Source organism: Brevibacillus choshinensis (assembly GCF_016811915.1).
Taxonomy (GTDB): domain Bacteria; phylum Bacillota; class Bacilli; order Brevibacillales; family Brevibacillaceae; genus Brevibacillus; species Brevibacillus choshinensis_A.
The window spans coordinates 4,890,631-4,916,953 of the sequence record NZ_CP069127.1; the positions used below are offsets into that span (position 1 = coordinate 4,890,631).

At 51.6% G+C, this 26,323-nt stretch carries 25 protein-coding genes, 1 pseudogene and 1 riboswitch; of the genes and pseudogenes, 6 read left to right on the forward strand and 20 right to left on the reverse strand.

Annotated features, from left to right (window positions below; genetic code table 11):
• Window positions 1-15: 15 nt before the first annotated feature.
• The 4 genes from JNE38_RS24490 to JNE38_RS24505 all read right to left on the reverse strand — a co-directional run bounded on the left by JNE38_RS24490 (window position 16) and on the right by JNE38_RS24505 (window position 5,103).
• On the reverse strand, window positions 16-1,701 hold the full coding sequence (locus JNE38_RS24490) for a thiamine pyrophosphate-binding protein (RefSeq protein WP_203357728.1): 1,686 nt from the start codon (window positions 1,699-1,701) through the stop codon (window positions 16-18).
• Window positions 1,702-1,723: 22 nt separating this feature from the next.
• The gene (locus tag JNE38_RS24495; protein WP_203353704.1) at window positions 1,724-2,515 is read right to left on the reverse strand and encodes an SDR family oxidoreductase; all 792 of its coding nucleotides are present in this window, start codon (window positions 2,513-2,515) and stop codon (window positions 1,724-1,726) included.
• 41 nt (window positions 2,516-2,556) lie between these two features.
• Window positions 2,557-3,474 (reverse strand): VOC family protein, encoded by a 918-nt coding sequence (locus JNE38_RS24500; protein WP_203353705.1) that lies wholly within the window; start codon window positions 3,472-3,474, stop codon window positions 2,557-2,559.
• 249 nt (window positions 3,475-3,723) lie between these two features.
• A complete protein-coding gene (locus JNE38_RS24505; protein ID WP_203353706.1) occupies window positions 3,724-5,103 on the reverse strand; it encodes an aminotransferase-like domain-containing protein in 1,380 nt (459 codons plus the stop codon).
• A gap of 121 nt (window positions 5,104-5,224) precedes the next feature.
• On the opposite strand from JNE38_RS24505, the gene JNE38_RS24510 reads away from it, so the two are divergent.
• Window positions 5,225-5,659, forward strand: coding sequence for a GNAT family N-acetyltransferase (locus JNE38_RS24510; RefSeq protein ID WP_203353707.1), 435 nt, complete (start codon window positions 5,225-5,227; stop codon window positions 5,657-5,659).
• 61 nt (window positions 5,660-5,720) lie between these two features.
• On the opposite strand, the gene JNE38_RS24515 is transcribed toward JNE38_RS24510, so the two are convergent.
• From JNE38_RS24515 to JNE38_RS24560, 10 genes are all read right to left on the reverse strand, one after another.
• Window positions 5,721-6,932: an aspartate kinase gene (locus JNE38_RS24515; RefSeq protein WP_203353708.1), complete on the reverse strand. Its 1,212-nt coding sequence runs from the start codon at window positions 6,930-6,932 to the stop codon at window positions 5,721-5,723.
• A 43-nt stretch (window positions 6,933-6,975) separates the two neighbouring features.
• Window positions 6,976-7,866, reverse strand: a complete 891-nt coding sequence (thpD, locus tag JNE38_RS24520) for an ectoine hydroxylase (protein WP_203353709.1) — start codon at window positions 7,864-7,866, stop codon at window positions 6,976-6,978.
• Between the two features lie 29 nt (window positions 7,867-7,895).
• Window positions 7,896-8,279 (reverse strand): ectoine synthase, encoded by a 384-nt coding sequence (locus tag JNE38_RS24525; RefSeq protein WP_203353710.1) that lies wholly within the window; start codon window positions 8,277-8,279, stop codon window positions 7,896-7,898.
• The gene (gene ectB / locus JNE38_RS24530; protein ID WP_203353711.1) at window positions 8,276-9,565 is read right to left on the reverse strand and encodes a diaminobutyrate--2-oxoglutarate transaminase; all 1,290 of its coding nucleotides are present in this window, start codon (window positions 9,563-9,565) and stop codon (window positions 8,276-8,278) included. Before ectB ends, JNE38_RS24525 begins: the two co-directional genes overlap by 4 nt.
• Complete coding sequence (ectA, locus tag JNE38_RS24535) at window positions 9,562-10,095, reverse strand: diaminobutyrate acetyltransferase (RefSeq protein ID WP_428993675.1); 534 nt, start codon at window positions 10,093-10,095, stop codon at window positions 9,562-9,564. Before ectA ends, ectB begins: the two co-directional genes overlap by 4 nt.
• A 161-nt stretch (window positions 10,096-10,256) precedes the next feature.
• Window positions 10,257-11,045, reverse strand: coding sequence for an ectoine/hydroxyectoine ABC transporter ATP-binding protein EhuA (ehuA, locus tag JNE38_RS24540; protein ID WP_203353712.1), 789 nt, complete (start codon window positions 11,043-11,045; stop codon window positions 10,257-10,259).
• 14 nt (window positions 11,046-11,059) lie between these two features.
• The gene (ehuD, locus tag JNE38_RS24545) at window positions 11,060-11,710 is read right to left on the reverse strand and encodes an ectoine/hydroxyectoine ABC transporter permease subunit EhuD (protein ID WP_203353713.1); all 651 of its coding nucleotides are present in this window, start codon (window positions 11,708-11,710) and stop codon (window positions 11,060-11,062) included.
• A gap of 3 nt (window positions 11,711-11,713) precedes the next feature.
• A complete protein-coding gene (gene ehuC / locus JNE38_RS24550) occupies window positions 11,714-12,370 on the reverse strand; it encodes an ectoine/hydroxyectoine ABC transporter permease subunit EhuC (RefSeq protein WP_203353714.1) in 657 nt (218 codons plus the stop codon).
• A gap of 27 nt (window positions 12,371-12,397) precedes the next feature.
• A complete protein-coding gene (gene ehuB, locus JNE38_RS24555; protein ID WP_238933450.1) occupies window positions 12,398-13,309 on the reverse strand; it encodes an ectoine/hydroxyectoine ABC transporter substrate-binding protein EhuB in 912 nt (303 codons plus the stop codon).
• Between the two features lie 214 nt (window positions 13,310-13,523).
• A riboswitch (cyclic di-AMP (ydaO/yuaA leader) is annotated at window positions 13,524-13,657 on the reverse strand.
• Window positions 13,658-13,968: 311 nt separating this feature from the next.
• Window positions 13,969-15,024 (reverse strand): CapA family protein, encoded by a 1,056-nt coding sequence (locus tag JNE38_RS24560; protein ID WP_203353715.1) that lies wholly within the window; start codon window positions 15,022-15,024, stop codon window positions 13,969-13,971.
• Between the two features lie 204 nt (window positions 15,025-15,228).
• Here JNE38_RS24560 and JNE38_RS24565 point away from each other — a divergent pair, with 204 nt between their 5' ends.
• Complete coding sequence (locus JNE38_RS24565) at window positions 15,229-17,838, forward strand: winged helix-turn-helix domain-containing protein (RefSeq protein WP_203353716.1); 2,610 nt, start codon at window positions 15,229-15,231, stop codon at window positions 17,836-17,838.
• Here JNE38_RS24565 and JNE38_RS24570 read toward each other — a convergent pair.
• On the reverse strand, window positions 17,835-18,791 hold the full coding sequence (locus JNE38_RS24570; protein ID WP_203353717.1) for a threonine ammonia-lyase: 957 nt from the start codon (window positions 18,789-18,791) through the stop codon (window positions 17,835-17,837). The genes JNE38_RS24565 and JNE38_RS24570 overlap by 4 nt on opposite strands.
• 16 nt (window positions 18,792-18,807) lie before the next feature.
• Window positions 18,808-19,266 carry a RidA family protein gene (locus tag JNE38_RS24575; protein WP_203353718.1) on the reverse strand — a complete coding sequence of 153 codons (459 nt, stop codon included), beginning with the start codon at window positions 19,264-19,266 and terminating at the stop codon, window positions 18,808-18,810.
• 135 nt (window positions 19,267-19,401) lie between these two features.
• Between JNE38_RS24575 and JNE38_RS24580 the strand changes: the two genes are divergently transcribed.
• A complete protein-coding gene (locus tag JNE38_RS24580) occupies window positions 19,402-20,211 on the forward strand; it encodes a DUF2935 domain-containing protein (RefSeq protein ID WP_203353719.1) in 810 nt (269 codons plus the stop codon).
• A gap of 406 nt (window positions 20,212-20,617) precedes the next feature.
• On the opposite strand, the gene JNE38_RS24585 is transcribed toward JNE38_RS24580, so the two are convergent.
• From JNE38_RS24585 to JNE38_RS24595, 3 genes are all read right to left on the reverse strand, one after another.
• Window positions 20,618-20,974 (reverse strand): hypothetical protein, encoded by a 357-nt coding sequence (locus JNE38_RS24585; RefSeq protein ID WP_203353720.1) that lies wholly within the window; start codon window positions 20,972-20,974, stop codon window positions 20,618-20,620.
• A 495-nt stretch (window positions 20,975-21,469) separates the two neighbouring features.
• Window positions 21,470-21,925: a GNAT family N-acetyltransferase gene (locus JNE38_RS24590; protein ID WP_203353721.1), complete on the reverse strand. Its 456-nt coding sequence runs from the start codon at window positions 21,923-21,925 to the stop codon at window positions 21,470-21,472.
• Window positions 21,926-22,494: 569 nt separating this feature from the next.
• The gene (locus JNE38_RS24595; RefSeq protein WP_203353722.1) at window positions 22,495-23,373 is read right to left on the reverse strand and encodes a helix-turn-helix transcriptional regulator; all 879 of its coding nucleotides are present in this window, start codon (window positions 23,371-23,373) and stop codon (window positions 22,495-22,497) included.
• A gap of 195 nt (window positions 23,374-23,568) precedes the next feature.
• On the opposite strand from JNE38_RS24595, the gene JNE38_RS24600 reads away from it, so the two are divergent.
• The 3 genes and pseudogenes from JNE38_RS24600 to JNE38_RS31105 form a co-directional block, all read left to right on the forward strand.
• On the forward strand, window positions 23,569-24,138 hold the full coding sequence (locus JNE38_RS24600; RefSeq protein WP_203353723.1) for an NADPH-dependent FMN reductase: 570 nt from the start codon (window positions 23,569-23,571) through the stop codon (window positions 24,136-24,138).
• Between the two features lie 23 nt (window positions 24,139-24,161).
• The gene (locus JNE38_RS24605; protein WP_203353724.1) at window positions 24,162-24,464 is read left to right on the forward strand and encodes a Dabb family protein; all 303 of its coding nucleotides are present in this window, start codon (window positions 24,162-24,164) and stop codon (window positions 24,462-24,464) included.
• Between the two features lie 135 nt (window positions 24,465-24,599).
• A pseudogene (locus JNE38_RS31105) lies at window positions 24,600-24,875 on the forward strand (SDR family oxidoreductase); the annotation flags it as partial.
• A gap of 223 nt (window positions 24,876-25,098) precedes the next feature.
• Here the strand turns inward: JNE38_RS31105 and JNE38_RS24615 are convergent.
• Window positions 25,099-26,286 carry an MFS transporter gene (locus tag JNE38_RS24615; RefSeq protein WP_203353725.1) on the reverse strand — a complete coding sequence of 396 codons (1,188 nt, stop codon included), beginning with the start codon at window positions 26,284-26,286 and terminating at the stop codon, window positions 25,099-25,101.
• Window positions 26,287-26,323: the final 37 nt, after the last annotated feature.

The window sequence follows — 26,323 nt, forward strand, 5'->3', positions numbered from 1 at the left end:
GGATGATCAGCCTCCTTACAGTTTTTTCGGCTTGAATGCATCTGCTGCTCCTGGAGGGCCACCAAAAGGCTTGGCCATCGGACCGACAGCATTCATGTCGACAACGATCATGGATGGCTTTCTGCGAGCGACTGCCGCTTCCAGCTCTGCTACGAATTCTTCCGGATTACCGATGCGATTTGCTTCAAAGCCCATCGATTTCGCCAGCATGACAAAGTCCGGGCTGACCAGATCTACCGCTACCTGACGTCCATAAGCGGCATCCTGGATGTTTCGCAATACGCCGTAGCCTTGGTCGTCAAAGAGCACGACGATCAACGGCAGGTTTTCCTGGACGGCTACCGGCATTTCACCCACGTTCAGCATGTACCCGCCGTCTCCCGCCATCAGGACGACGACACGGTCCAGTCGACCCGCTTGTGCGCCCAGTGCTGTCGGCAAGCCTTGTCCGATCCCGCCGCCGGAAGCATGGATGGAAGTGCGCGGCTCGTAAATTTCAAACAGGCGGCTGCCCCATACGTTCGCAGGTACAGTCACGTCCCGAACCAGAATGGCATCTTTCGGCAGCACTTTGCGCATGCCATCTACGAATTTCTCATAAGGACCCAATGTATCGCGGAGGATGCCGCGGATTTTTTCTCGTACGGATTTCACTTCAGCTACATAAGCTTCATCACGGGTAACACCTTGTGAAACCAGTCCTTCATTCAGCGCGTTCAGGATCGCTTTTGCCTCACCCAAGAGTCCGTGCGTAATCTCGTAGTTGCGGTTAAATGCGCTCAGGTCCGCGTCAATGCTGATGTGAGCTTCCGGTGCCGTCACCTTCCAGTTGGCTGTTTCATTGCCACGGAAGCGAACTCCCACGCTGATCAGCAGGTCGGATTGCTTCAGCAGATTTTTCACATCCTCATACGCTGCGAAGTGTCCGATGCATTGCGGGTGATCTTCCGGAATGGAGCCCTTACCCGATTGGCTCGTAATGACAGCCGCACCGGTCAGCTCCGCCAGACGGGTCAGCTCTGCAGATGCCTCAGAGGAAATGACGCCTCCGCCTGCCCAGATGACGGGGCGACGAGCAGCTGCGATTTTGCTGGTGACTTCTGCCGGAATATGTGGAGCTGCTGCTGGAGCAGATACCGGTTGCACCACTTCGATCACGCTGTTCGGAATAATCGCGGATTGGAAGTCGATTGGAATCTCCAGCGATACCGGACCGCGTGGAGCTGTCGTCGCATCCTGAATGGCCTGACGCACCACTGCTGCAGCCTGTTCCGGCTTGCGCAGACGATACGCTTCTTTACAGCAGCCTTTCATCATCGACAGCTGGTCTTTACATTCGTGGATGTACCCTCTGCCCGTTCCCAGGTATTTGGAGGAAACTTCTCCGGTCAAATGCAGGACAGGGGTTCCCGCAGCCCATGCCTCTACCAGAGAACCTGCCGCGTTGCCTGCACCGCTGCCTGTGCTCGTGATGACGACGCCGAGCTTGCCTGTCGAGCGAGCATATCCGTCCGCCATGTTCGCTGCACCGCTCTCACCACGGGAGCAAACGATGCGGATGCTGCCTTCGCGCAAAAGCGCATCGTAGATTGGCATATTATGAATGCTGACCACACCGAAAACCACTTCTACTCCGGCGCGTACAAGCTCCGCAACCACTGCGTCTGCCGTAGTGAATTCCATTTGTCCATTCGTTGTCATGTTCATCTCTCGCTCCTTCACATTACAGCGCTTTTCCCAAAGCTCCCGCAACTTCGATTGTCGAACCCGATACATAGCTTGCCTGCTGCGATGCCAGGAAGAGAATCACGCTCGCTACCTCTTCAGGCTGGCCTACTCTGCCCAATGGGATGTTCCGTTTTTGTGCCAGATCGTTGTAGTATTCGGTTGGATCCATGTCCGGAGCGTTTTTCAACCGTCTGCGCTCCCACTGATCCGTCGCAATCAATCCGAGGCTCACCGAATTGACCAGGATATTGTTTGGCGCCAGCTCGTGCGACAGTGTCTTGCTCAGATTCAAAAGTCCCGCACGAGTCGCGGCAGTCGCCACCATGTGACGTTCCGGTTCTTTGGCCAGTGTAGCGTTGATATTGATGATGCGACCGCCGCCGCGCTGCAGCAAATGCGGATGCACCGCGCGGACGGCATTGATGATCGCGAAGTATTTCAGATCGATCTGCTGTCTCCACTGTTCGTCCGTGATGTCAAAGAAGTATCCCATGACGCTCTGCCCAGCCGCGTTTACCAAGATGTCCACGCCGCCAAACGCATCTGCCGCTCCGTCGATAAAACGGGTAACGTCTTCTTTGCTGGTCACATCACAGGTCTCGGCGAACACCTGTTCAGAAGGAGCGAATGCTGCGAGATGAGCGACGGCTCCTTCCATCCGCTGTTGATCGCGTCCGCAGATCGCTACCTTGGCGCCTTCCTGCAAGAACATTTCGGCTGCCTTCAGACCGACTCCGGATGTGCCGCCCATGATTACCGCGACTTTATTTTTCAGTCCCAAATCCATCGTTTTCTCCACTCCCCCAAGGCTCGTGCCCGTTAGTCAGATTATGATTTGTTGACGAGCTTGGTCGCCCAGCCCTCGTCCGGATCGCCTTGCATGGATGCGCGCGCACCTGGCGGCGGCGGTCCTGCAATGCCCCACTGGTCCATTAGATGCGGCACGCGCTTCCAGACCAAGGCTTGCCATTTATCGTCGTCCTCTACCGTTGTCAGGTAGCAGGTATATTCCATCACGTAGCCCGCTGGATCGCGGAAATAGCAGAAGATATTGTTGCCGGGGCCATGACGGCCAGGTCCCCACATCGGCTCGACGTCTGCCTTGCGAACGTTTCCAATACCGCGCATCACTTCGTCCACGCTCTCGACTTCGTATGCAATATGGTTCACGGATGCATGCTTATCCTGGTTGAATGCGAGGGAGTGATGGTTTTTGTTGCAGCGCAGGAAAACCATCTGATGCTCGCTCCAGTCCGTTACTTTGAAGCCCATTACCTTCGTATAGAAGTCTGTGATCATGTCGATGTCTTTGGTGTTCATCACGACGTGGTTCAATTTGATTGGATCCACGTTTTTCTTGCTCCAGTCCTTGGTGTGAATCTCCACCCAGCAAGACAGCTCGATGCAGCGACCTTCCGGATCGAGGAAGCGCAGTCCGTAGCCCGCACCTGCTTCATCGAGGTAGCCAGGCTCAGAAACGAGCGGAATGCCCAGCTCTTTCAGCTTTTCAGCCGCTGTGTCTACCGCGTTCTTATCGATCATGCCAAAAGCGATATGGTGCAGCCCGCGTTTCTCTCCTGCCTGCAAATGGAGGATGTGGTTTTCCGAGCCCGCTCCGCGGAAGTAGATGTTGTTCTCATCTTCTTGAAGCTTATCCAAGCCCCAGACCTTCTCGTAGAAGTCCGCATGTTCTTTCAAAACGGGTGTAAACAAGCTGATATGCCGCAAATGGGTGATACCTAGCATCGACTTCACCTCTTGTTCTGTCATTTTTCGTTTCGTATACAAAACGTTGTTTCCGAAATTCACTAAAAAAAAGCGAGCCTTGTTGTTACCTTCTCTGTAACGTACCCCCAAGCTCCTTTCGGATGAAAACCTTTGACCACACTCTTTGTGTTTTATATACAAAACTAAGTTTGCTATATGAATTTATTTTAATTTTTTCATAACGATGGTGTCAATACTAAAGATTTTGATTATTCCCCCAATATCCAATCATATCCAGTCAATGACTTGCAGCCTGCTCGTATGCTTCTGTTCCAGCAAGCCTTCGATGGTATTTGCCACGATCTGGATTCCCTTTTCAATTTTTGCAGAGTCGGTCTGAATGATGCTGATGCGAAGACCGTTCTCTCGTCGAAACGTGCGGAGGTAGTTATGCTCGGTCGAGGTGACCCTCACCTGCTGCTGATACAGAGAGGTAATGAGATCATGCAAGTCGATTTCTTCGGGTATCGACATCCTGGCGAAAATCCCTCCGACCCCGATTCGGAAGTCGATCTGCGGAGGCAGCAGGTGCTTGCTGCATTCAGCCAGCTGCTGCATCCGCAGCCGGTACCGATCCCGCACAAGCGAAGCATGATGGTCGTACATGCCGCAGTTCAGATAGAGCTCCAGCGCTGCCTGGGACAATGCAGCCGTGCTGGAATCACTGGACGCTTTGAACAGCCGGAACGTCTCCATCAGAGAAGTCGGAAGGACCACAGATGCCAGTCGCAGGCCGGGGAGCATGATTTTGGAGAAGCTTTTGACGTAGACGACCTTCCCCGCCTGATCGTACGAGTAGATCGGGTCCGCCTTTTCATCCGGATCCATATCCGCCAGGTAATCATCTTCCACGATATAGACATCATATTTCTCTGCCAGTTTGGCAATACGCATTTTCTGCTCTTGTGTATAGCTGGCACCCAGCGGGTTGTGGAACCTAGGAACTGTGTAAAAGAACTTGATGTGATTGTTACGGAAGTGGCGCTCCAGCTCATCGAGGTCGATCCCGTCCATCGTCCGCTCTATGCCGAGAGTCGTGACCCCCAAAAGATCGAGGGAACGCAGCATGCCCTGAAAGGAAGGCTGCTCCACCAGCACTGCCGCCTTGCCGTTGGGAAAGGGCATGGAAGCGAGTACATGCAAGGCCTGCTGGGCACCGGACACGACACATATTTGCGAAGGAGGCGCAAAGATCTGGGAATTTGCCAGATGCCCCTCCAAAGCCCGCCTCAGCGTAAAAAAGCCTTGCGGGTCCGAATAAGAAAAGAGATGGTCCTCATACAACTCAATCGCACGATTCAAGCAATGCTGGAAGTCTTTGTACGGCATCACGTCGGCATCGGGGCTGGCCGAAGAAAAATCGATCCAGTCCGCCGCTGTCTGCTTGCTTGGCGAAGTCCGCAATACCGCATAGTAACCGCTTTTGGGAACCGAGTAGATCAGGTGCTCTTTTTCCAGCTCCTGATAAGCCCTTATGGCCGTATTTTTGCTGCACGACCAGAGCTCGGTGGCGGCGCGGATGGAGGGCAGCTTTTCACCTGGCTTGATCGCACTCGACAATAGCTGCTCTTTTAAAAGCGCTTTCACAACTTCGTATTTGTTCTCCATCGCTCTGACCTCCCTCCCTTACTGTATGGGTACAGATCGTAATGTAAACCTTTGTATCTCTCTTTATTTTCAGTATATTTGATGACATATCACGCAGTAAAGTGGATATAGGAGGGTACAGATGATTTTTAAAAAAGCGGAATTAGCTTATTCCATCAGTGACATCAAGGATTCATTGGACAGGGAACAGATCTTCCAGTGGCTCTCCACTTCGTACTGGGCATCGGAGCGGCCCAAGGAAGTGATTTTTGCCAGCCTGGAGCATTCTCTCTGCTTTGGCGTTTACGGGGAAACAGGGCAAGTGGGATTCGCCCGCATCGTGACGGATTACGCGACATTTTCCTGGCTATGCGATGTCTTCATCGATCCGGCCCACCGCGGTTATGGCCTCGGCAAATGGCTCATGGAAGTCATCGTCAGCCACCCTGCCATTGCCCACACCAACATATCCCTGGCCACAAGGGACGCGCATGGCTTGTATGAGCAATACGGATTTGTCCGCAGCGAGTCGATGCGGCGCATGGCCAAGCAAGAAAACTTGGCAACGCATCGATAAGCGCCTATCTGCAGAACAAGCGAAAACCCCTGCGGCTAAGGATACCGCGGGGGTTTTCCTGTCAGGAGCGGGCAGAGATTGCCCCGTGCCCGGCATTCATTCCCAACATACTGTGAATCGACTGCATGACGGCTTTGGACATCGGTGCAGGGGTGAGGCACGCGAGGCTCTTGTTGACTGGCTTCAGCCAACGTATTGGGTAAGGGATTCTCGCAAGCTTTCTCATCACTTCTATGACCGGCCCATCCTCTGCACGTACGATGGTTACTTTGGTCAAATCTTTTTCGCACTCCCACGCTTCAACGCCCAGCCGATCTCCTTCGTCCTGGAGAATGGCTGTCACAGACTTCAGTTCTTCCACAGGCAATGAGTATTGCAGCGTATTTGATTTGAAATCGACGGAATCGCTCTCTACTTCCATCGTGTCGAACTGTTCAGCCAGAAGATTGCCTGCTTCTTCTACGCTCTTTCCTTTAATAGAAAGAACTGCCATTTCTTCCTGATGGGCGATGCCCCAGAAGGAGATGGGCGCCTTCTCCACTGCAGAACCTCCGACCCTCGTTCCCTCTTCGCTACTGAAGCTGGATCGCACCACCAGCGGCACCTGAAATCTGATGGCTTCTTTCACGCTGCGCGGATGAAGCACCGCAGCCCCCATCTCCGCCAGTTCCAGCATGTGCTCATAAGGAATCTGCTCCAGCTTTTGCGCCTCTGGGACTAGACGCGGATCCGCCGTATATACGCCTGTCACATCGGTATGAATTTCGCACAGCTCCGCTCGCAGGCGTGCAGCCAAAGCCACTGCACTCGTATCCGATCCGCCTCTGCCCAACGTGGTAATTTGACCAGATTCTGACAACCCTTGATAGCCAGCCACCACGACCACATATCCTTTGTCCAGCCATTCGTGGATGCGATCGGTACGAATGTGGCTGATACGGGCATCCTGATGCTTTTCATCCGTCGCAATCCCTGCTTGCCAGCCCGTCATCGAAATGGCTTTGCACCCTTTTTGCTGCAGGGCCATGGTCAAAAGAGCAACCGATACTTGTTCTCCTGTGCTCACCAGCATATCCATCTCTCTGCCATTGGGCTCGGCATCTATTTCCGCAGCCAGCTTGATCAGCACATCTGTCGATTCCCCCATCGCTGAAAGAACGACGACCAGTTGGTTGCCCTCTTGCTTGGCGAGAACGATCTGCTCTGCTACTGCACGTATTCTCTCCACAGAGCCGACGGATGTGCCGCCGTATTTTTGCACGATTAGAGCCATGATTCTCCTCCCATGCCAATCTGCATTTCCTCTATATATTTCGTTATTCTCTCGCGGCTATATATTCAGGTCTCGGCTGTTGCCCGGAATAAGGAGCGACCAGTCGATTGTCCACGCTGTTGTACACCATGAACACATTGCTTCGCGGCAGCGGCGTAATGTTCCCATTGGAGCCGTGCATGGTGTTGCAATCGAACAGCACAACGGTACCCACGGGTCCGATCATGGTATCTATGCCATGCTTTTCGACCAGCAGCCTCAAGCTTTCCTGATCGGGCACACCATATTCCTGCTTCCGCAGCGATTGCTCATAGTGTGAGTCCGGCGTCTGTCCGACGCATGAGACGAAAGACTTGTGCGAGCCAGGCAGAAGCAGCAGCGGCCCGTTGTAATGAAAATTCTCCTCCAGAGCGATGGAGCAGCTGAGCGCTCTCATCCTCGGCATCCCGTCCTCTACATGCCACGTCTCAAAATCGGAATGCCAGTAAAATTCCTTTCCCGTGTACCCTTGCTTGTAATTGATTCGGGACTGGTGTATGTACACCTCGCTCCCCAGTATCTGCTCGATCATGGCGACAAGTCTGGGGTGCCTCGAAAGTCTCTGAAACACCTCATTGTCACGGTGTACCGCAAAGATCGAGCGAATTTCCCTGCTGGATGGTTCGGCAACGACTTCCTTGCTGGTGGAATGGCGATTTTCCTGCCAGAGTCTCGTCAGTTCATCCCGCCATTCCTGGACTTCCTCTGTTGAAAAGAACCCCCGTAGACTGAGGTACCCTTTTTGCTCATACGAGGCCAATTGTTGTGCGGACAGCGGGCCTTGGTCCGTTTGGTGGTTGCGGTACACGACCGGGTCGACCCGCCGGATGATCGAAGGATGCTCACTGACACGGGAAGGATAGAGATCTTCTACGTAGGTACGCGATTGCGTCATGCAGACCACTCCTTTTTGGCTGATTAGGTTTACTCTGTGTCAAGCGGGTATACGCCTTCTTTATCATGCACTTCGCGTCCGGTCAGCGGCGGATTAAACACGCAGACCATTCGCATCTGACTTTTCGCTCGCAGATAATGCTTTTCGTGACCGGATAAGGCGTACATCATCCCCGGTCTGATGGGATACGTTTCGCCGCCGACGACTTCAATTTCCCCTTCCCCCTCGATGCAGTAGACCGCCTCCAGATGGTTTTTGTACCAAATATAGGTTTCCGTTCCTTCCTTGATAATCGTGTCATGCAGAGAAAAGCCCATCTGGTCCTGCTTGAGCAAAAAGCGTCTGCTGCTCCAGGTAGCCGTATCGATATCATCCTTGGTACCTACGATTTCTTCCAGGTGTTTGACGATCATTGTTTTTCCTCCTCTTTGCACGCTTTTATGCTTGCCTCCAAAATATCCAGTCCTGCCAGCAAAGCCTCTTCTGTAATGGTGAGTGGCGGCATGACCTTCATCACTTCACTTTTGGGACCGGATGTCTCCAGAATCAGTCCACGCTCAAAAGCTTCTGCGCATATTTTCTCAGCCAGGCCATCTACTCCTACTGCCAGACCCTGCATCAATCCCCGCCCGCGCACCTTGCCTTGCAGATAAGGGTACTCCCTTTGAAGCTTTTCGAGACGGGTCCGCACGATGCTCCCTTTTTCCAAGACGGTGCGGCAGAGCTGATCATTTTCCCAATAGCGCAAGGATTCCGTCGCGGCCACGAACGCCAGATTGTTTCCCCGAAAGGTACCATTGTGCTCGCCAGGCAACCACAGGTCCAGCTCTGGCTTGATGAGCGTGAGAGCAAGAGGCAGGCCGTATCCGCCGATAGATTTGGAGAGGCAGACGATATCCGGCTGAATTCCCGCTTCTTCAAAGCTGAAAAAGGTACCTGTACGCCCGCATCCCATTTGCACATCATCCACGATGAGCAAGATGTCGTGTTTGCGGCATATTCCTTCGATCTTCTGCAGCCACGGGATGCTCGCTACATGGATGCCCCCTTCTCCTTGGACGGTTTCGAGGATCATAGCTGCGGGGAGAGAGACACCGCTGCCATCGTCTTCGAGTAGCCGCTCGATATAGAGCGTGGTGTCTAGCTCGCTGCCCATGTACTGGTCATACGGAAGGGCGAGGGTATGGGTGAGTGGCATTCCGGCGCCGCGACGCTTCATCCGGTTTCCCGTCACAGACAAAGACCCGATCGTCATGCCGTGAAAGCCATTGGTAAAGCTCATGACTGTCTCTCTCCCTGTGGCTTTGCGCGCCAGCTTCAGTGCTGCCTCCACAGAGTTGGTTCCGGTCGGTCCGGGAAACATCACCTTGTAGGAAAGTCCTCGCGGTTTGAGAATCTTCTCTTCAAAGGCTTTCAGCAACGCTTCCTTGGCCTCCGTCGCCATGTCCAAGCTGTGCGTCAGACCGTCCTTGGCCAAATAATCGATCAGCTTGCGCTTGATGGCTGGATCGTTGTGCCCGTAATTCAGAGCCCCTGCCCCGGCGAAAAAATCAATGTACGCTTTTCCTGAGCGGTCCCAGATCGTGTGTCCGCTCGCCCGGGTAAAAACAACCGGGAAGCTTCGGCAGTAACTTCTCACTTCGGATTCCATCTGATCAAAAACGGATAAGGGTGTCCTCGCTTCTGCAATTGCTTTCATGCGTAACCTCCTTTGGATTGGATGGGAATGGGCCCGACTCGATACGTCCACTCTGCCTCATGCGCCTCCTCTGGGAACACGTCCGCCGAAAAGCATTCGGCGACGGTGCAGCTCGTGCCCCATTCCTTTGCCATACTCGTGAACAGGGCTTGGGAGGCGCCATTGCTCATAGAGACTGTCGCTTCCAGGAAACAAACTTTGTGCTGTCCCTGCCGCTGGAGCAGCCGGCGGAGCATTTCTTTTGCGATTCCTTGCCCTCTGTGCGTGGCACTCACGCCAATCTGCCAGACAAAAAGCGTCTGAGGAGCCTTTGGCGGAATGAATCCCGTGACAAAACCTACCGGCTTGCCATTTTCTACTGCCAGCACGCACGTCTCCGCAAAAAATTTCGCAAACATCAGGTAGGCGTAAGACGAGTTTGGTTCCAGCACGCCGGAATCTCTCGCCAGCTCCCACATCGCTGCTCCCTCTTCTTCTTTTGGGATTTGCAAATGAATGCGCGAACCTCTGGTCGATTTCAATTTGATCACCTCCTTCCGTGGCGCAACTGCGTCGAATTGGCTGCTCTGACAAGCCACATCCGGGTGCCCGCAGGGTGCTTCCTAGTGGCGCAACTACGCCGAGATGGCTACTCTGACAAGCCACATCCGGGTGCCCGCAGGGTGCTTTCCCTAACTCCTCTCCGCTGCCACTAGCCGGCTCGAAAGCGTCGCAAAAAGGCTTGCAGACGGGGACTTTGCGGGTGGTAAAAAATTTGCTCCGGAGTGCCTTGCTCGACAATGCTGCCGCCATCTGTGAAAATGACTCGATCTGCGACATCACGGGCAAAATCCATTTCATGCGTGATCAAAAGCATCGCCATCTCTCCTTCTCGGGCGATGTCCTTGATTACGTTCAGGACTTCTCCCACCAGCTCGGGATCGAGAGCTGAGGTCACCTCGTCAAACAGCATCACCTTGGGTCTCATGACCAATGCGCGGGCGATTGCCACCCTCTGCTTTTGGCCGCCTGACAACTGCGCGGGATAGGCGTCCACTTTATCTGCCAGCCCCACTTTTTCCAGCATGGCCAGCGCTCTTTGCTGCGCCTCCTGCTTGCTGACTTTCAGGACGTGGATCTGTGCTTCCGTGCAATTCCGCAAAATGTTCATGTGAGGAAACAGGTTGAAGTGCTGAAAAACCATCCCGATGTTTCCCCTGATGCTGTGCAAATGCCTCTCGTCCGCAGGCACCAGCCTGCCATTTACGTTTTTGTGCCACAAGTGCTGACCGTCGATTTCAATCGTGCCCGAAGTCGGTTCCTCCAACGTCATCAGCAGGCGAGCGAGTGTCGTTTTTCCAGAACCGCTCGGGCCAATCACGGCTACTTTTTCACCCGGTGCGATCGAAAGGTCTATCTTCTGCAAGATTTGCTGCTCACCGAATGACTTGCTCACGCCGCGATAGACGACGACAGGCATTTCTCCTTGAGTCGTTTTCATAGGCCTCTCCTTTCTCATAGCCGTCCCCATTTTATCTCCAGTCTGCGAATCAGCAGCGAGGAGGCGTAGCTTAGCACCAGGAACAAGATCCCCACCAGGGTAAAGGCTTCCAGATAACGGAAGGATGCTGAACCAATCATTTTAGCTGCGAGGAGCATCTCCACCAATGTGATGGCCGATAGAATCGGAGTTTCCTTGAACATGACGAGCAAATAGTTGCCCAGCACGGGAACGATCGGGCGGATGGCTTGTGGTAAAATAACTCGCGACCACGTCTTAGCCCTGGAAAAATTGAGTGCCTTCGCTGCTTCCCATTGACCTTTCGGGATGGCATCAATTCCGGAGCGGTACACCTCAGAGAGGTAGGCGCTGTAGTGAATCCCCAATCCGAGTACCCCTGCCGCAAACGGCCCGAGCGAGATTCCGATCGCTGGAAGTCCGTAAAAAATGAAGTACAGCTGCACCAGGAGCGGGGTGCTGCGTATGAATTCCACGATGCAGGCAGACAGGAACGACAGCCATTTCTGCTTGACTCTGCGTCCAAATGCGAGCAGCAGCCCCCCAATAAGGGCGATGGCGAACCCGGCGATGGTCGCGAGAATGGTCGTTTGAATCGCTGCTGCGATCTGGGGGAGTATCTCCCACGTAAAGGACCAACTCCACATGGCTTACACCCTCCCTATCGATGCGCGGCGCTCCAGCCACCGCATGGCGAGCGTCAAAGGATAGGCCATCAAGAAATACATCACCAGCATAAGACCGAATATTTGAAATGTTCTGGATGAATCAAACGTGCGCAGGAGCATTCCCTGGAATGTCAAATCAGCCAGTGTGATCAAGGAAAGTAGGGAGGTCCCCTTCAACAGCTCTACCATTAGATTTCCGAACGAAGGAAGCATCATGACGGTTGCTTGCGGCAAGATGATCCGTCTCATGCGCTGCCAAGGCGACATGTTCAAGGCAATCGATGCTTCCATCTGTCCCTTTGGAACGGCAAGAATGGCGCTTCTGACCACTTCCGAACCGTAGGCTCCATAGTTGAGACCTAGTGCAATCACTCCCGCAAGGATCGGGGAAAGCTCTATGCCCAGCAGGGGCAGCGCGAAAAACAGCCAAAACATCTGTACCAAGAGAGACGTCCCCCGGAAGATTTCCACATAAGCGCTGATGATCCCGCGAACCCAAAACCATTTGGAAAGCCTGCAAAAGCCGGCTGCAAATGAGACGGTGAAGGCGACCAGCACCGAGAGTGCCGTCACTTGCAAGGTCGTCGCCGCTCCTTTGAGCAAAAAAGGAATCAGCTGCATAGTCTCACTCATGTTCATCCCTTCCTTTCGTCGAAGCAGCGCCCATCATTGCTTTGACAGCCCTTCAGCCGTCATCTCGGCAGGCAGCTCCTGCTCGGTAAAGCCAAACGGCTCCAGGACCTTCAGCAGCTCTCCCGATTCTTTGAGCTTTTGCAGCTCCTCATTGAACGCTTTGACAAACGCTTCATCTTCTTTGCGGAAGGCTGCCGCTCCGTAGCCGCGAATGCTTTTCCCGTCAATCTCGGGCTGGGTGAAATCCATGACCCTCTCCACATTGCTGTCATTGGCACTCTCCAGAACTGCTTGCAGGGACGGGCCCGTCATCGTGATGGCATCTGCACGTCCCGCTTGCAGCGCTGCTATCGCCGATGGCTGATCTGGCACCAGGACCAGCTGCTCTTGCTTCACTCCCGATTTCTCCAGGTACTCCATCTCGATCGCGCCGCTCATGACCGCGATTCTAGCATTTGGGTTCAAGGCGATGTCCTTGTAGCTGCGCAATTGGAGCGGGTTTCCTTTCTTCACCGCGAGCGCTTCCCCGATGCTGTATTCCGGATTGGCAAACGCCACTTCCTTGGCGCGGGCCGGTGTGATGTACATGCCTGCCGTAATGATGTCAAAGCGCTTTGCTTTCAGCCCTGGGATCAGGGACCCGAACTCAGTCAGTACGCCGTTCATTTCGTTTATCCCCATTTTGGAGAGGACGACGCGTGCGACCTCTACCGCTTCTCCGGTCAATTTTCCGTCCGGAGTGGCATAGGCGTACGGTTTTTCGTTGGCGAAGCCCACCGTGACAAAGCCTTGTTTCTTCACTTTTTCCAATGTGCTCTCCGCTGATTGGGTCTGCTCATTGCCCGCGACGGACCGGGCTTGCTGTCCAAAGCCGCATCCTGCGACAAGCAAAAGGCACGACAGTACGGCTGTCCATCCCCATCTCATGAAGCTTTTCTTGTTCATGCTTCCTTCCCCTTTCACATCCCATGTATAGAAAAAGCCAGCGCAACACCTTCCATGATACGGGAGGGCCATCCCCACATGGAAAAGCAAATGCGCCGGCTGTTTTCTCGCTGGAAGGCATGTCAAACAAGCTGTGCACAAGGGATTTTTCCCAATAGGAACTACGCGCTCCCAGTGTGTACAAGACATGCGCTCTCTAGCAATTGAGGTTTTGGAATAATCTGCTTTAGCCGACGAGGTTAGCTGACGGGTAGGATGGCAGTGTGCATCCCTTCTGTGCATCACAGAATTAACCCCTAACGTGGTTCCCCCGCTTCCGTAAAAGACGGAACTAGGCCCCTATTTGATTGGGAGGTGTTCGTTGATCTCCTCTCATGATTCCGTTATGGTTAACACGCGTTTCATGTTATCATGCCTCTCCTTTTGACACATCCTTGATAATTCCGTATATTCGCTCTTCTGGTCCACTCAGGCTCTGTTAACCGTAATTACCAGACATCTCCAAAAAATTCCGTCCATATCCTACCATGTCCACTCTGACTAAAAAGGTTCACGCTATGTCGGTTCACCAGAAAATTTGGCGACGCAAAGCCTTTTGCAGTACAAAAAAAGATCATCTGGCCGCGGTGTCGACCGGATGATCCTGCTCGCTATGTTTTCTATTTGGTTGGGGAAGCGACCGTTTTGACTGCATTTCCTTCTTCATCAAACTTCATTTGATAGGATAACTGGTTCAATTTGCCGATCATCCGTTTCCGGTTCGCCGCATCCATCGGGACCGGCTGTCCGTTCACGATTTTGACCGGGATCACTTTGGAGGTGGTTTCCTTTTCCCCAAAGGTCAGCTCCACCATCATTGCTTCTCTTCCTTTGGGATTGTAAGAGGTGGTAAAGACGAAGTTGCCTACGCTGTAGTAGATCGGCACCCCTTTGTAGAGCTCCATTCCCATCACCGAATGGCTATGGGAGCCGACCACCGCATCTACCCCGCTGTCAATGAGCTTCCGAGCCATTTCCCGCGCATACGGCTCCGGATTATCCTTGTATTCGAGATTCCAGTGCATCACGGCGATGGTAATATCAGACTGTGCCACTGCTTTTTTGACGTAGGTGAGCATCGGCTCATACGAATAAGCATGGGCGAGTCCTGGCTTGTTTTTTCCAGCAAACCATTGCCGATTGGGCAGTACATGGCTCAACCCTATGACGGCAACACGCTTTCCGTTGATGGTTCGGATGTCCGGGGCGAATGCCTCCTCCTCGTTTTTCCCTGCACCTACATAGCCAAGCTGAACCTTTTTCAAATGGTCCATGGTATCGAATAACGCGTCCATGCCGTAGTCCAAGGAATGGTTATTGGCCAGATTGACGACATCAAAGCCGGCGTTCACCAATCCTTGCAGAGTTTGGGGCTTGGATCGGTATGTATATTCCTTTTTCGCTGCCTGGCCGCGGGTGCTGACAGACGTCTCCAGATTGCCGATGGTCAGATCCGCCTGCTTCAGAAAGTCTACCGTCTTTTGAAACGGGTAATCCACGCCATGGAGCCCGATTTGGTTTCCGACGCTCTTGTCCAGCATGATATCTCCCACAAAAGCGATACGAATCCTGCTTTCCTCTGCCGCAGATACGCCATGCGATCCCGCCGCACTGCCTGCGATCAATAGCATCGCAGCGGCTATTGCCGTCCCAATCTTCCACCGTCCGATTTTCATGCACCTCTCTCCTCACGCTTCTACGCCCATTCTAGTTGCTGCTGGGTGTGAAGCCTGTTGAAGCCTGTCCGGAGCAGAGGAACATTTCCCGTGAAAAATCGACGTTTTGTGATTTCCCGGTTTTCAAATGTCGAATTAGACGTGAAACAAGTATAATGGTGAAAATGTGATTTCAATTTCGTAGGCGTCGTGAAAGGAGGAACCATGGTACATCAGCCGCGTTCCGTCATACTCAAAACCAAAACCACCTTGCCTGGTGCGAGGCCTGGAAGTGTACGGAGAAATCACTTGCTGAACAGACTGGACGAAGGCCTCTTTTGCAAGCTGACCATTCTTTGCGCACCTGCCGGCTACGGCAAGACGACCTTGCTCACGCAGTGGGCCCATCAGCAGTCCGCCAAGCCGGCTTGGCTCTCGCTCGACGAAATGGACAATGATCTCATCCGCTTCTGGAAATACGTCGTACATACGATCGCGGACTCCCGTCTGCCTGAACTCGCAGAAAGACTCGAGCCATTGATGGGAGCCGTTTCCCATACATCGATTTTCACCTTTATTGACTCGCTTCTGTATGAACTGGATAGCATCGAACAGCCCGTCATTCTTCTCTTGGACGACTACCATGCCATCTTCGAGGAGCAGATTCATCTCAGCCTGTCGTACTTCATCGACTACTTGCCTGGCCATGTTCATCTGTTCATCGCCAGTCGTAACGCACTGCCTTTTTCCACCGCCAAATGGACCTTGCGTGGACAGGCTTGCCACATTTCGTTGGAGCAGCTGCGCTTTACCCACCAGGAGACGGCCAGCTTTTACCATGATTCACACGGCATCTCGCTTCACCCACAGCAAATCGAACGCATCCTGGAAAGGACTGAAGGATGGGTGGCTGGGCTTCAGCTGGCTGCGATCTCCCTCACGAATCCAGTCCACCATGACCGCTTTTTTGACGGGTTCAACGGTTCCCATCACAATATCACCGAGTATTTGCTGCACGAGGTATGGCTCCGCCTTCCCGCTGATCTCCAGGATTTTTTGCTTGCCACCTGCATCTTGAAGCGTATGGACGCCCCCCTCTGCAATCGCTTGACGAATCAGACGCAGAGCCACCAGATTCTTACTTTTCTGCACAGGCAAAATATTTTTCTCATTCCCTTGGATGATTATCACAGCTGGTATCGGTATCATCACCTGTTTGGCGACTTCCTCGAAGGGCAGCTGCAGAGGCGGGATCCCCAAAAAGCAGTCGACCTGCATCGCATCGCTAGTGCAGCCTTTGCCGAACGGGGGCTGTACGATGAGGCGATTGATCATGCTTTTGCCGCTTTTGACTTTTCTGTCGCTGCCCAGCTCCTGGAAAAGCACTTTCCCCAAATGATTGCGCGAGGAGAGCTATCTACGCTGCTGCATTGGCTGACCCGATTTCCACAACCTGCGGAGATGCTGCCCCCTTCCATGCGCCTGCTCTCTGCCTTCATCCAAATTCTATGCGGTCAAGCCGAGCAAGCCCAAAAGGAACTACCTTCCCTGGAAGCGACATGTGCCGCCATCGAAGATCCTGTGGAGCAGGAGCAGTTTGTAAGCGGGTTATTTTTTGTTCGGGCCAATCTCATCTTTGCTCTCGGCCAGTTCGAGACGTTGATCTCTGGCGCAGATACCTTTTACAAAGCATTGCCCGAGAATCCATTATTTTTTTCTTTCAATTACAATGCGACAGAGCCGTTTATCAGACGGACCACCCTGGGCCTCAAGGGAATGCTTTCTCCGCAGACGGAATTCGTCGGAAACATGTTCTCCGGCATTCTCGCCGCACATGGCTGGCAGGACTCCCTGTTCAATATGTACGTCATGATGGCGCTCGCCGAAGGGTATTACGAATGGAACCGCTTAGAAGAAAGTGCTGCGCTGCTGGAGCAGATCGAACCGATTGCACGCCGCCGAAAAATTCCTGGGCTGCTCGTTCCTTGCTTGTTAACAAAGGCAAAAATTGCACTCGCAACAGGCGCATCCATTCAGGCGAGAGGGATTGTTGAGGAAGCGCTGGAGACGATCCACATGTGGTCCGAGGATTATTGGGCCAATCCGTTGCGTGCTTTTCTCGCCCGTGTGCATTTGGCAGATGGACATATCTCCCTGGCAATGGAACAGCTGGACAAGCTTCCCTCCTTTATTCGCGAAAAACCCATGCTTCAACGAGAGCTGGAGCTTTTGACCCTGGTTCGCTCCTTACTCGCCAAGCAGGAGGGAGAAGACGTATTTTGGATCTTGGACACCTTGAAGATGGCGAGTAAGAGAGAAGGCTTGCTCACCAGCCAAGTAGACATCGCCATTCTGCAGGCATTGGCCAAGCAGCAGCTCGGTCAAATCGAGGAAGCGAAGGCATATTTGCAGGAGGCTCTCGTCATTGGCGAAGCGAACGGGTATGTGCGCAGCTTCCTCGACGATGGCCCGGCCCTGTACCCGCTGCTTGCGGCCTGCAGGGCAAACAAAGGGAAGCAGCCGCATCACAAGGCGGCCTCCCCTTCCTATGTCATGCAGCTGCTAGATCTCCTTTCGAAAACGGACACGAAAAGAAAAACAGACCATTCCTCTCCCCTGCTTGAACCACTGACGGGAAAAGAAATGATCCTGTTATCCATGCTGAGCCAGGGTGCTTCCAACAAAGAAATCGCGGAGCAGCTCGGAAACACGGTCGGGACAGTCAAAGTGTATCTTCATCGCATTTACGGCAAGCTTGGTGTGACCAATCGCACACAAGCATTGCTGAAGGCACAGGAATTATCTCTTCAAGAAACGGATCCTGCCCCTCATTAATCGCTTTTTGAAACCAGCCCTGCCAGCTGATCGAGATCGACATTCCCACCCGAAACGAGGGTGACGATCCGTTTGTTGCGCAGGGCTGTTTTTTCGAACATAGCCGCCGCGATCACGGTGGCGCTGGAAGGCTCGATCACCTGCTTCATCCGTTCGAGCACAAAGCAAAACGCTTGGCGAATCTCCTCTTCCGTGACCAGCACGACGTCATCTATATATTTGCGTAAAACGGGAAAGGTGAGCTCTCCTGGCTCGCTGGTCCGCAAGCCGTCCGCAATGGTGGTCGAGCCTGCTATAGAGATGCGCTGATTTTGCTTGAGCGATAAATACGTGTCATTCGCGAGCTGCGGTTCTACGCCGATGACTTGAACAGAAGGCTTTGTCTCCTTGATGGCTGTCAGAACACCCGAAATCAATCCTCCCCCGCCGATGGGCACGAAAACCGCATCGACATCGTCCAGTTGTTCCAAAATTTCCAGCCCGACCGTACCTTGCCCCGCCATAATATAGGGATCATCATACGGAGGTATGTAGACACCGTTTTGCTGTTTGGCGAGCTCCATGGCTCTCGGGAGACGTTCCGCTGAGGTCAGCCCGCACTTCTCCACTTCGCCTTGGTATGCCTGGATCGCTTCGAGCTTGCATGCAGCCACATCCTCTGGAACGACGATCGTCGCTCCGATGCCGAGCTTGCTTGCAATGTAGGCGACCGCCTGCCCGTGATTGCCGGAGGAGGCGGCTGTGACTGACACGGCCCCTTCGCGCACTGCCTGTTTCACTTTATGGGTCGCTCCCCTGATTTTAAAGGAGCCTGTCTTTTGAAGATGTTCGGCTTTCAGATACATTTCATTTCCACAAAGCAAAGAAAGCTGTTTTGAAGTGAGCAAGGGTGTCTGGTGAATCGTATCCGCGATCTGTTCCCGCGCATGGGCGATATCCGCGATCCCTATCATGGCTATTCCATCCTCCCTATCGCTTTACTGCAATAATAAAATCTATTTCTACCGGCGTATTCCCTGGCAGCTCGGCTGCGCCGACTGCTGTCCGCGCGTGACGCCCTCGCTCTCCAAAAATCCGTTCCAACAGCTCCGAAGCAGCATCAATGACATTTGGCTGCTGTGAAAATCCGTCGTCTGACTGGACATACCCAGTCACTTTCAGGATACGCTCTACCTGATCCAGACTCCCGATCTCCGCTTCCAGGCTGGCGAGTCCTTTCAGAACGCAGATTTCCGCCAGCTCTCTCGCCTGTTCGATGGTCACATCTTTTCCCACTTTCCCGACAAAAGGAAGCTTGCCGTCTACACGCGGTACTTGTCCACTGATGTAAGCTACTCCCTCATGGACGACGACTGGCACGTATTGATAAAGCGACGGTGCAGGCTTTGGCAATTCCAGCCCCAGTTGTTGCAAACGATCTCGAATCATAGCAGCCTCCTTGGATGGCACAAATGTCAGAATGTTCGCGAATCCTCTCTTATTATAACAGATGTCTCCTCTTTGCTCTCGTTCACTCATCTGGGCGAATGTGCATAGGATGAATCGTTGTGAGGAGGGAAAAAGATGAGTCGCTATGATGATCAGGATCTCATCCTGTTCGAGCATCGTTTTTGGCTGCAAATCTTGGGAGATCATTCCCGTTTTATTACGGATTCACTTGCTCCCAAAGAACAAGAAGAAATACAGAGAGCCCAATATTTCATCGAGTCCTATGACACCTTGCTGGAGTACGCCCGGCACGATTTGGAGCCAAAGGAAATCACGGCCTTAAATGAGCAGGCCAGCATTTTGACCGCGCATTTGCGGGAATTCAAGCTGCACCTATTGGAGAGACATCTGATCGGGAAAATTTCCATCAGTCTCAGCCCGACCTTTCTCAATCATATGGTCAATGAGCTGGAAGAATATCAACGGCTTCTGGATGCGTTCGTTGCGGGAAAACAGCCGGCCGCCACAACCCCTGTTGATTTGCATCTGCTTTGGCTCTCCGATGCCGTCGGTCATGCCGCCACCATTACTTGCCTTCTGGATATGGTCGAGCATGACTTCAAACAAAAGAGCCAGACCTTCACCAAGCAATTTGAACATTACTATCAAAAGGCAATCGAGCTGGCAGGATATTTACGCACGAATCTAGAGAGCTTCCCTGCCTTAAAACGCTTCAATCATCAGGCCGAGATGGAAATGAAGCTCTTCCAAATCTTTTTGCACGAGCTGGAAGAATTGCGGATGAGTAACGAGCTATTGGGAGTCCTGTCTCCGCTCATGGCAGACCACATGTCTCGGGAAGAGTGCTATTATTTGATGAAGCTCTCACAGGTTTCCGACGTCAAGGCACCGGACTGTTTTCCAACCAAACCGCGGGTTGAATAGACATGACCCAAGTCCGTTTTAACGCTAATGCGCGCATAATTGCGCGTATTTTTTTCAACCTGGGTTCCACTTGCCAAGCCACGCATGTCGCGCATGGATAGAGCTACCTCGTCTTCCCTCGCCTGGCCCCCCACAGAGTGCGTTCGTTTTGTCTACAAGTAACAAGCACGAGACACGGTAGTGCGGTTCGGCTTCCTGTATCTATCAACGAAAAAGCAGGGCGATTAACCCTGCTGTAGATTGTTAAGAAATCGTCTTTGTAGAATTCTTCTTTGTAAATTCCGTCTTTTTCTATTTTGATTTTGTAGATTTCTTCTCTTTAGATTTCGTCTTTGTAGATTTCGTTTTTTCAGTTTGCGTCTTCTCTTTGTGGCTGCTCGATTATTCGCGCAGTTACACCGCCCATTTAGACGCGCAGCCATTCCTTGTGGTCCATATGCTCCATATGGTCCATATGCTCCTTGTGGCCCATATGCTCCATGTGGCCCATATGCTCCTTGTGGCCCATATGCTCCTTGTGGCCCATGTGCTCCTTGTTGTCCATATGGTCCTTGTCCTCCATATGGTCTTTGCCCTCCATATGCTCCTTGTGGTCCACCATATGCCCCTTGTTGTCCATATGCTCCCTGTTGTCCATATGCTCCTTGTGGCCCATGTGCTCCTTGAGCTCCATATTGTCTTTGTCCTCCACATGGGCCTTGTCCTCCATATGCTCCTTGTCCTCCGTGTGGTCCTTGTCCTCCATATGACCCTTGTTGTCCATATTGCCCCGCATATCCACCTACACTCTTATTGGCATATTGTGACGAGCCACTATATCCTTGGTTGTATCCCTGATTTTTCTTATTCAAGAAATACTCCCCCTTTTCTTTTATGTAGACAGGTTATGAGAAGAAGTTTCCCACCGCTTGGACGTGTATAGGGAAGCGAGAAAAATGTGCGACACAATGGAGACAGCAATTATTTACCGGGCAATAATCGGGCGAGCGTTACAAATAAGCTTCTGGAAATGCTATCGGCCCTTTTTCTTTTGTCTGTATAGCAAAACCTTACAACGTGTTGTTCTCCCGTTAGTAGTAGCGAAAAGAGAGTCCCCTCTTTAGGATGATGAGCAGTGAAAATAAAGCATTAGACCGGAACCCTTTATGGTACGAGGAGTTCCGGTCTTCTTAATCACTAGAATTTGAGTGTTCGTTTTAAACTCAACGTCAGAATGAAGCAACTGTTTCATTGAACTCTCGATCCCATAGTCCAACAACTAATCACTGAGTAAAAGTTTCATTCCATCATGACTTGCAACAAATCCAAGTCTTTCATAGAACCGATGTGCTTCTTTTCGTTGTTTATCCGTTGTCAATTGAATCATCCCACAACCATTTGCTTTCGCTACGTCCATTGCATAACGAAATAATGCTTCTCCCACACCTTTACTGCGATAACTACGGACAACACGAACACCCTCAATTTGAGCGCGTGTCATTCCTAATCGTGCGATACCTGGAATTAACGTAAGCTGAAGACAACCAATTACCTCTTCGTTATCCAAAGCAACAATGATTGAATTTCCGACCTGCTGCATGATTTTTTCAAAAGCCTCAATATACTGTAGAGGAAGTGGCTCTTCAAAACGCTCTCGCGTAGCCCCCAATTCATCGTCGGCTAATAAACGGACAATTGCGGGAAGATGGTCGATAGTAGCTGTTTTAAACTCCATTGTGCACCTCCAGTATTTCAGTCGTTATTTCCATAACAAATTCTTCATGTCCACGAAACAACCTTCTTCCTTTTCACTCCATAACAAAAAGGAGCAGCGAAACACTGCTCCTCAACAATCGGACTACTTTCTCCTCCCAAATTTCAATCCATCTACCTTCTGGATCAGAATGCCTATTACGAAGGATTCCTTTTTTCCACCTGCTCTTTTCAAATGAAATCATTTGTTAACCTACTGAACCTGTGAAATGATGATGTTGATGATGCATCATCCAATCTGCCATCGTACAATTTTCGCTTCACTTATGGTACGGCTCACCGTGGTTGACTTGAACAATTCTACCCTTTCGTTTTAGCAAAAGCTGCCGAATTATCACCTGCAGCCCTTTTTTGCGTTTGTTCAGCTATCGATCCCCGTTAGCGGAATGAGCTGTCTGTAAACTATGGTACATTTCAGCTTAATGGGTCTCTCGGCGAAAGGTTGGCCGTGTCCTCTATTGAAATCGTAAAGGCCCCTTTTGGTTGCCCTTTTACTCTATTCCAACAAGAACATACGGTAACTTCTCCACTCTAGACTCTTTGGAAAGATTCAAAAAGTCCCGAATGCTGGCTCTGATAGTCACTTAACAGCCGCTGCATTTTTTCCACCGTGCAGTCTTGATGGGGAACATGGATGGACACGATTAAGTTTGCATCGTTCAAATACAGAAACGAGACAAGATCGAAATTCAACATTCCGAGTTTCGGGCAATGCAACGTCTTGGGGGCATCAATGGCATCGAGAACCTCATGGGAGTCCCAAAATTCACGAAACTCACTGCTAGCATGGGACAGGGCTTCGAACTGCTCAGACCACCAAGGGTCGTCGCCGTGACGCGCATACCCGGCATGGAAATTAGCGACGATCCGTCGCGCATGCAGTTCCCATTGGTCTCCCTTGACATAGCGGAAACGGGGAGAAGTGAACGTCATCCAGACAAAATTGCGCTCTCTATCCGACATGGCCGCGGGATCCCCATTCAATGCGCAGTAAGCTTCATTCCAGGCCAGGATGTTCATGCGCGAATCCATGACATTCGACGGGGACAGGTTTTGGCTATCCAAAAAACGTTGAAGTTCGGGTGTTACCTTCGAGGGCTGCTTCGTATCGATCAAGGGATATTGCTTACGCGCAAGATGGTACAGGTGCCTTCGTTCCGATTCGTCTAACCGAAGCACTTCAGCTATTCGATCAAGGACCTCGGCGGATACGTTGATATGACGTCCTTGTTCCAAGTAGGTATACCAATCCACTCCCACGCCTGCCAGCAGAGCGACCTCGCTGCGGCGAAGCCCGGGTGTTCGTCTGCGTCCGGACTCCGGCAATCCTGCTTGCTTTGGGGTCATTCGTTCACGGCGTGTGCGCAGAAAACGAGACAATTCCTCATAACGGTCCAATCTGTACACCATGATCTCCATGCCTCCTATCTATTCACTAACGTAGGATTCTTAATCCTACGATAACCAGATCTCTCCCTAGCCTCGTCAGGTCCATATACACTAGTCTATGTTCTCCTTAGGAAGAATAGCAAGAATGGATGAGACAGCGATCATCGGTCGAACCTGTCCAACTCCATTCGGATCAATATCATTGAGGTGATGAGAATGAAAGTAGCTGCGGTCGTCGGGAGCATTCGCAAAGAATCGTATAACTTGAAGCTAGCACGCTATATCCAAAACCGTTATCAGCATCTTTTTCAGTTGGATGTGCTGAACATTCGGGATCTCCCTTTTTACGATCAGGATATCGAGTCTGCTCCACCACAGCCGGTTATTGATTTTAAGGCGAGGGTCGCTGCAGCCGACGCGGTGTTATGGGTCACTCCGGAGTATAATTCGACCATTCCCGGCGCCATGGCGAACGCGATTGACTGGTTATCCCGTGTGGATCGAGTCATGATCGGGAAGCCCTCCTGGATCGTAGGGTCATCCATGGGATTGTTGGGATCGGTCAAATCGCAGGGCCATCTGCGAGACATTCTGTTCTCTTCCGGCATTTCCTCGCCGCTTTTGCCTGGAAATGAAGTGTACATCGGCCTGGTCCATGAAAAAATCAATGAGAAGGGGGAACTGACGGACAAACCTACGATAAAGCAGCTTGATCTCGTAGCCGAAAACTTTGTGAAATGGATGAAGGAACTTTCCCAATTGAAGCAGTTGCAAAGTAAAACCTAAACAGAAGCCTGGGAGGGAGTAAGATGTTTGAGCATGTGGTGCTATTGAAATTTAAGCCCAATGTTGTCATTGCAGAGCAAGAAGATACGGTAAAGCGCGTGTATGACTTTAAAGGGAAAATTCCGGGTATCGTCGATCTTAGCGCCGGAATTAACATCACGGAGGAAGTAGAACATACGCAGGGCTATACGTTGGGCATTCGAGTCACTTTTGAGAATCAACAGGCTTGCCGGGATTATATTCAGCATCCCCTGCATCAAAATTTATTGCAATCCATCGGCTCATTTGTCGAAGGGATCGTCGTAATGGATTACCCGTTTGCTTAACGCCCCAGATATGGAGATAGCAGATATGGATAAGAAGCTTGCAGGTAAAATGGCCTTAATCACCGGAGCGTCCCGAGGAATCGGCAGGATGATAGCCGGAGCGTTCGGAGCAGACGGCAGAGGTCGTACAGGATGACCTACTTTTCATGCCAGCTTGCGGCTAAGCATCAAATCCCAATGGCCGCATCATCAACTTCTCCACTTCGGTAACGAGTCAGATGTTCCCGTCCTACAGCCTGTGCGCTGGCTCTAAAGGAGCCGTCGAACAATTCACGCGTCAATTAGCCAAAGAGCTTGAACATGAACGCTTTCGGGCGTCTCGGGGAAACCAAAGACCTCGCAGCTGTCGTCCTCTTTCTTGCGAGCGAAGAATCACAGTGGGTGACGGGGCAAGCTCTCCGCGCCAATGGTAAGGTTCTCCGCGCTGTCAGTAACGAAGTTTTAGAGCCATCCTTACGGGATGGCTCTTTCTTTGTCTATCTTTGTTCAACTATCAAAACTGTTTGGTTAACACTTTTCAATTTACACTAACTTAATCACGTCTATCGATGAATTGGGAAAATACACTTCCCCCCTTAACTAAGATATAAATCACAAGATAATTGCTTATAACAGTAATCTCATCACCAGTGTATCAAACTTTTGTCTCAGACAGTTCTTGTGCTCTACTATCAGATTGGCTCCGCATGGATAAAGATACCACTGCTGGGAGGAGTGCAATCGCTACACCGATTGCGCCAATCCAACCGACGGCTTGAAGCGATATGTTTTCTACAACCATGCCCCCAATTACGGCTCCAACGGCCATGCCCAATTGTACGATGGAAGTGTTCAAGCTCAGAATGATTCCCGAGGCTTTGGGTGCCATGCCAATCAGATAAACTTGTTGGACCGGACCAGTCGACCAGGCAAAAAAAGACCACAACATCAGTAAAGGCAGCACGAATACGAAAGAATGGGAGAATGCTGTAATTAGTAACAAGATCCCGGAGTGGAGAAGCAAGCCCCCAATCATAGTACGGGGAATCCCCCATTTATCTGCGCCATAGCCGCCAACCTGAGAACCAAGAAGACTGGCTATACCGAATGCAAATAGCCCGATACTGACCATCTGGTCACTCATTCCAGTAATGGTCAGGAGGAACGGAGAAATATAAGTATAAATGATCGTATAACCCAGAATCCAGAAAAAGCTAATGGACAAGGCAATAGAGATTCGAGGCGTTTTGAGCAAGGAAAGCTGCTCCCGTATGGGAACTGGAATCTCGCCCTTAGACTTGGGAATGGTCAGCAGAAGGACAAACATAGCAATCAGGCTGAGCACTCCGATACCCGTAAAGATGATCTTCCAATCATAGGAGCTAGCAATAACTCTCCCCAGAGGAACACCTAGAATAAGCGCGAGATTAAAGCCTAAGAGAACCGTAGCAATCGCACCGCCTTGCTTGCCCGGCTGAGCAATCTTAGAGGCAACGGTTAGGGCGACCACCATAAAAACACCGGTTCCAATCGCCAAAATAATTCTAGCTCCAAACAACATGGCGAAGCCAGTCGTTGTAATCGTGACTAGATTTCCTAAAAGAAATAGCGCCAAAGCAGCCAACATGAGTTTTCTTCGGTCCATTTTTGCGGTGATTGCAATCAGAATTGGAGTGCCGATCGCGTATGCAAGCGAGTAGACAGTGATGAGCTGCCCGGCTGCTGCTAGCGTCACGCCGACATCACTTGCGACCCTATCCAATATTCCAGCGATAACAAATTCAGAAGTCCCTACCAAAAAACTGACGATGGCCAGTATGTAAATTTTCCATGAGTTTAGCATGTCGATCCCTCTCATTCTATTTTCGCAATTTTAGAAA

Bases quoted from the DNA above. Each gene is read 5' to 3' on its own strand.
- JNE38_RS24580 (WP_203353719.1), top strand. From the start codon at position 19,402: ATGAGTCGCTATGATGATCAGGATCTCATCCTGTTCGAGCATCGTTTT.
- JNE38_RS24490 (WP_203357728.1), bottom strand. From the start codon at position 1,701: ATGACAACGAATGGACAAATGGAATTCACTACGGCAGACGCAGTGGTT.
- JNE38_RS24585 (WP_203353720.1), bottom strand. From the start codon at position 20,974: ATGGACAACAAGGGTCATATGGAGGACAAGGACCACACGGAGGACAAG.
- JNE38_RS24570 (WP_203353717.1), bottom strand. From the start codon at position 18,791: ATGATAGGGATCGCGGATATCGCCCATGCGCGGGAACAGATCGCGGAT.
- JNE38_RS24560 (WP_203353715.1), bottom strand. From the start codon at position 15,024: ATGAAAATCGGACGGTGGAAGATTGGGACGGCAATAGCCGCTGCGATG.
- JNE38_RS24605 (WP_203353724.1), top strand. From the start codon at position 24,162: ATGTTTGAGCATGTGGTGCTATTGAAATTTAAGCCCAATGTTGTCATT.
- ehuB (WP_238933450.1), bottom strand. From the start codon at position 13,309: ATGAACAAGAAAAGCTTCATGAGATGGGGATGGACAGCCGTACTGTCG.
- thpD (WP_203353709.1), bottom strand. From the start codon at position 7,866: ATGACGCAATCGCGTACCTACGTAGAAGATCTCTATCCTTCCCGTGTC.
- JNE38_RS24590 (WP_203353721.1), bottom strand. From the start codon at position 21,925: ATGGAGTTTAAAACAGCTACTATCGACCATCTTCCCGCAATTGTCCGT.
- ehuC (WP_203353714.1), bottom strand. From the start codon at position 12,370: ATGAACATGAGTGAGACTATGCAGCTGATTCCTTTTTTGCTCAAAGGA.
- JNE38_RS24525 (WP_203353710.1), bottom strand. From the start codon at position 8,279: ATGATCGTCAAACACCTGGAAGAAATCGTAGGTACCAAGGATGATATC.
- ehuA (WP_203353712.1), bottom strand. From the start codon at position 11,045: ATGAAAACGACTCAAGGAGAAATGCCTGTCGTCGTCTATCGCGGCGTG.
- JNE38_RS24510 (WP_203353707.1), top strand. From the start codon at position 5,225: ATGATTTTTAAAAAAGCGGAATTAGCTTATTCCATCAGTGACATCAAG.
- JNE38_RS24595 (WP_203353722.1), bottom strand. From the start codon at position 23,373: ATGGTGTACAGATTGGACCGTTATGAGGAATTGTCTCGTTTTCTGCGC.
- JNE38_RS24515 (WP_203353708.1), bottom strand. From the start codon at position 6,932: ATGGCTCTAATCGTGCAAAAATACGGCGGCACATCCGTCGGCTCTGTG.
- ehuD (WP_203353713.1), bottom strand. From the start codon at position 11,710: ATGTGGAGTTGGTCCTTTACGTGGGAGATACTCCCCCAGATCGCAGCA.
- JNE38_RS24505 (WP_203353706.1), bottom strand. From the start codon at position 5,103: ATGGAGAACAAATACGAAGTTGTGAAAGCGCTTTTAAAAGAGCAGCTA.
- JNE38_RS24600 (WP_203353723.1), top strand. From the start codon at position 23,569: ATGAAAGTAGCTGCGGTCGTCGGGAGCATTCGCAAAGAATCGTATAAC.
- ectB (WP_203353711.1), bottom strand. From the start codon at position 9,565: ATGAAAGCAATTGCAGAAGCGAGGACACCCTTATCCGTTTTTGATCAG.
- JNE38_RS24565 (WP_203353716.1), top strand. From the start codon at position 15,229: ATGGTACATCAGCCGCGTTCCGTCATACTCAAAACCAAAACCACCTTG.
- JNE38_RS24575 (WP_203353718.1), bottom strand. From the start codon at position 19,266: ATGATTCGAGATCGTTTGCAACAACTGGGGCTGGAATTGCCAAAGCCT.
- JNE38_RS24495 (WP_203353704.1), bottom strand. From the start codon at position 2,515: ATGGATTTGGGACTGAAAAATAAAGTCGCGGTAATCATGGGCGGCACA.
- JNE38_RS24500 (WP_203353705.1), bottom strand. From the start codon at position 3,474: ATGCTAGGTATCACCCATTTGCGGCATATCAGCTTGTTTACACCCGTT.
- JNE38_RS24615 (WP_203353725.1), bottom strand. From the start codon at position 26,286: ATGCTAAACTCATGGAAAATTTACATACTGGCCATCGTCAGTTTTTTG.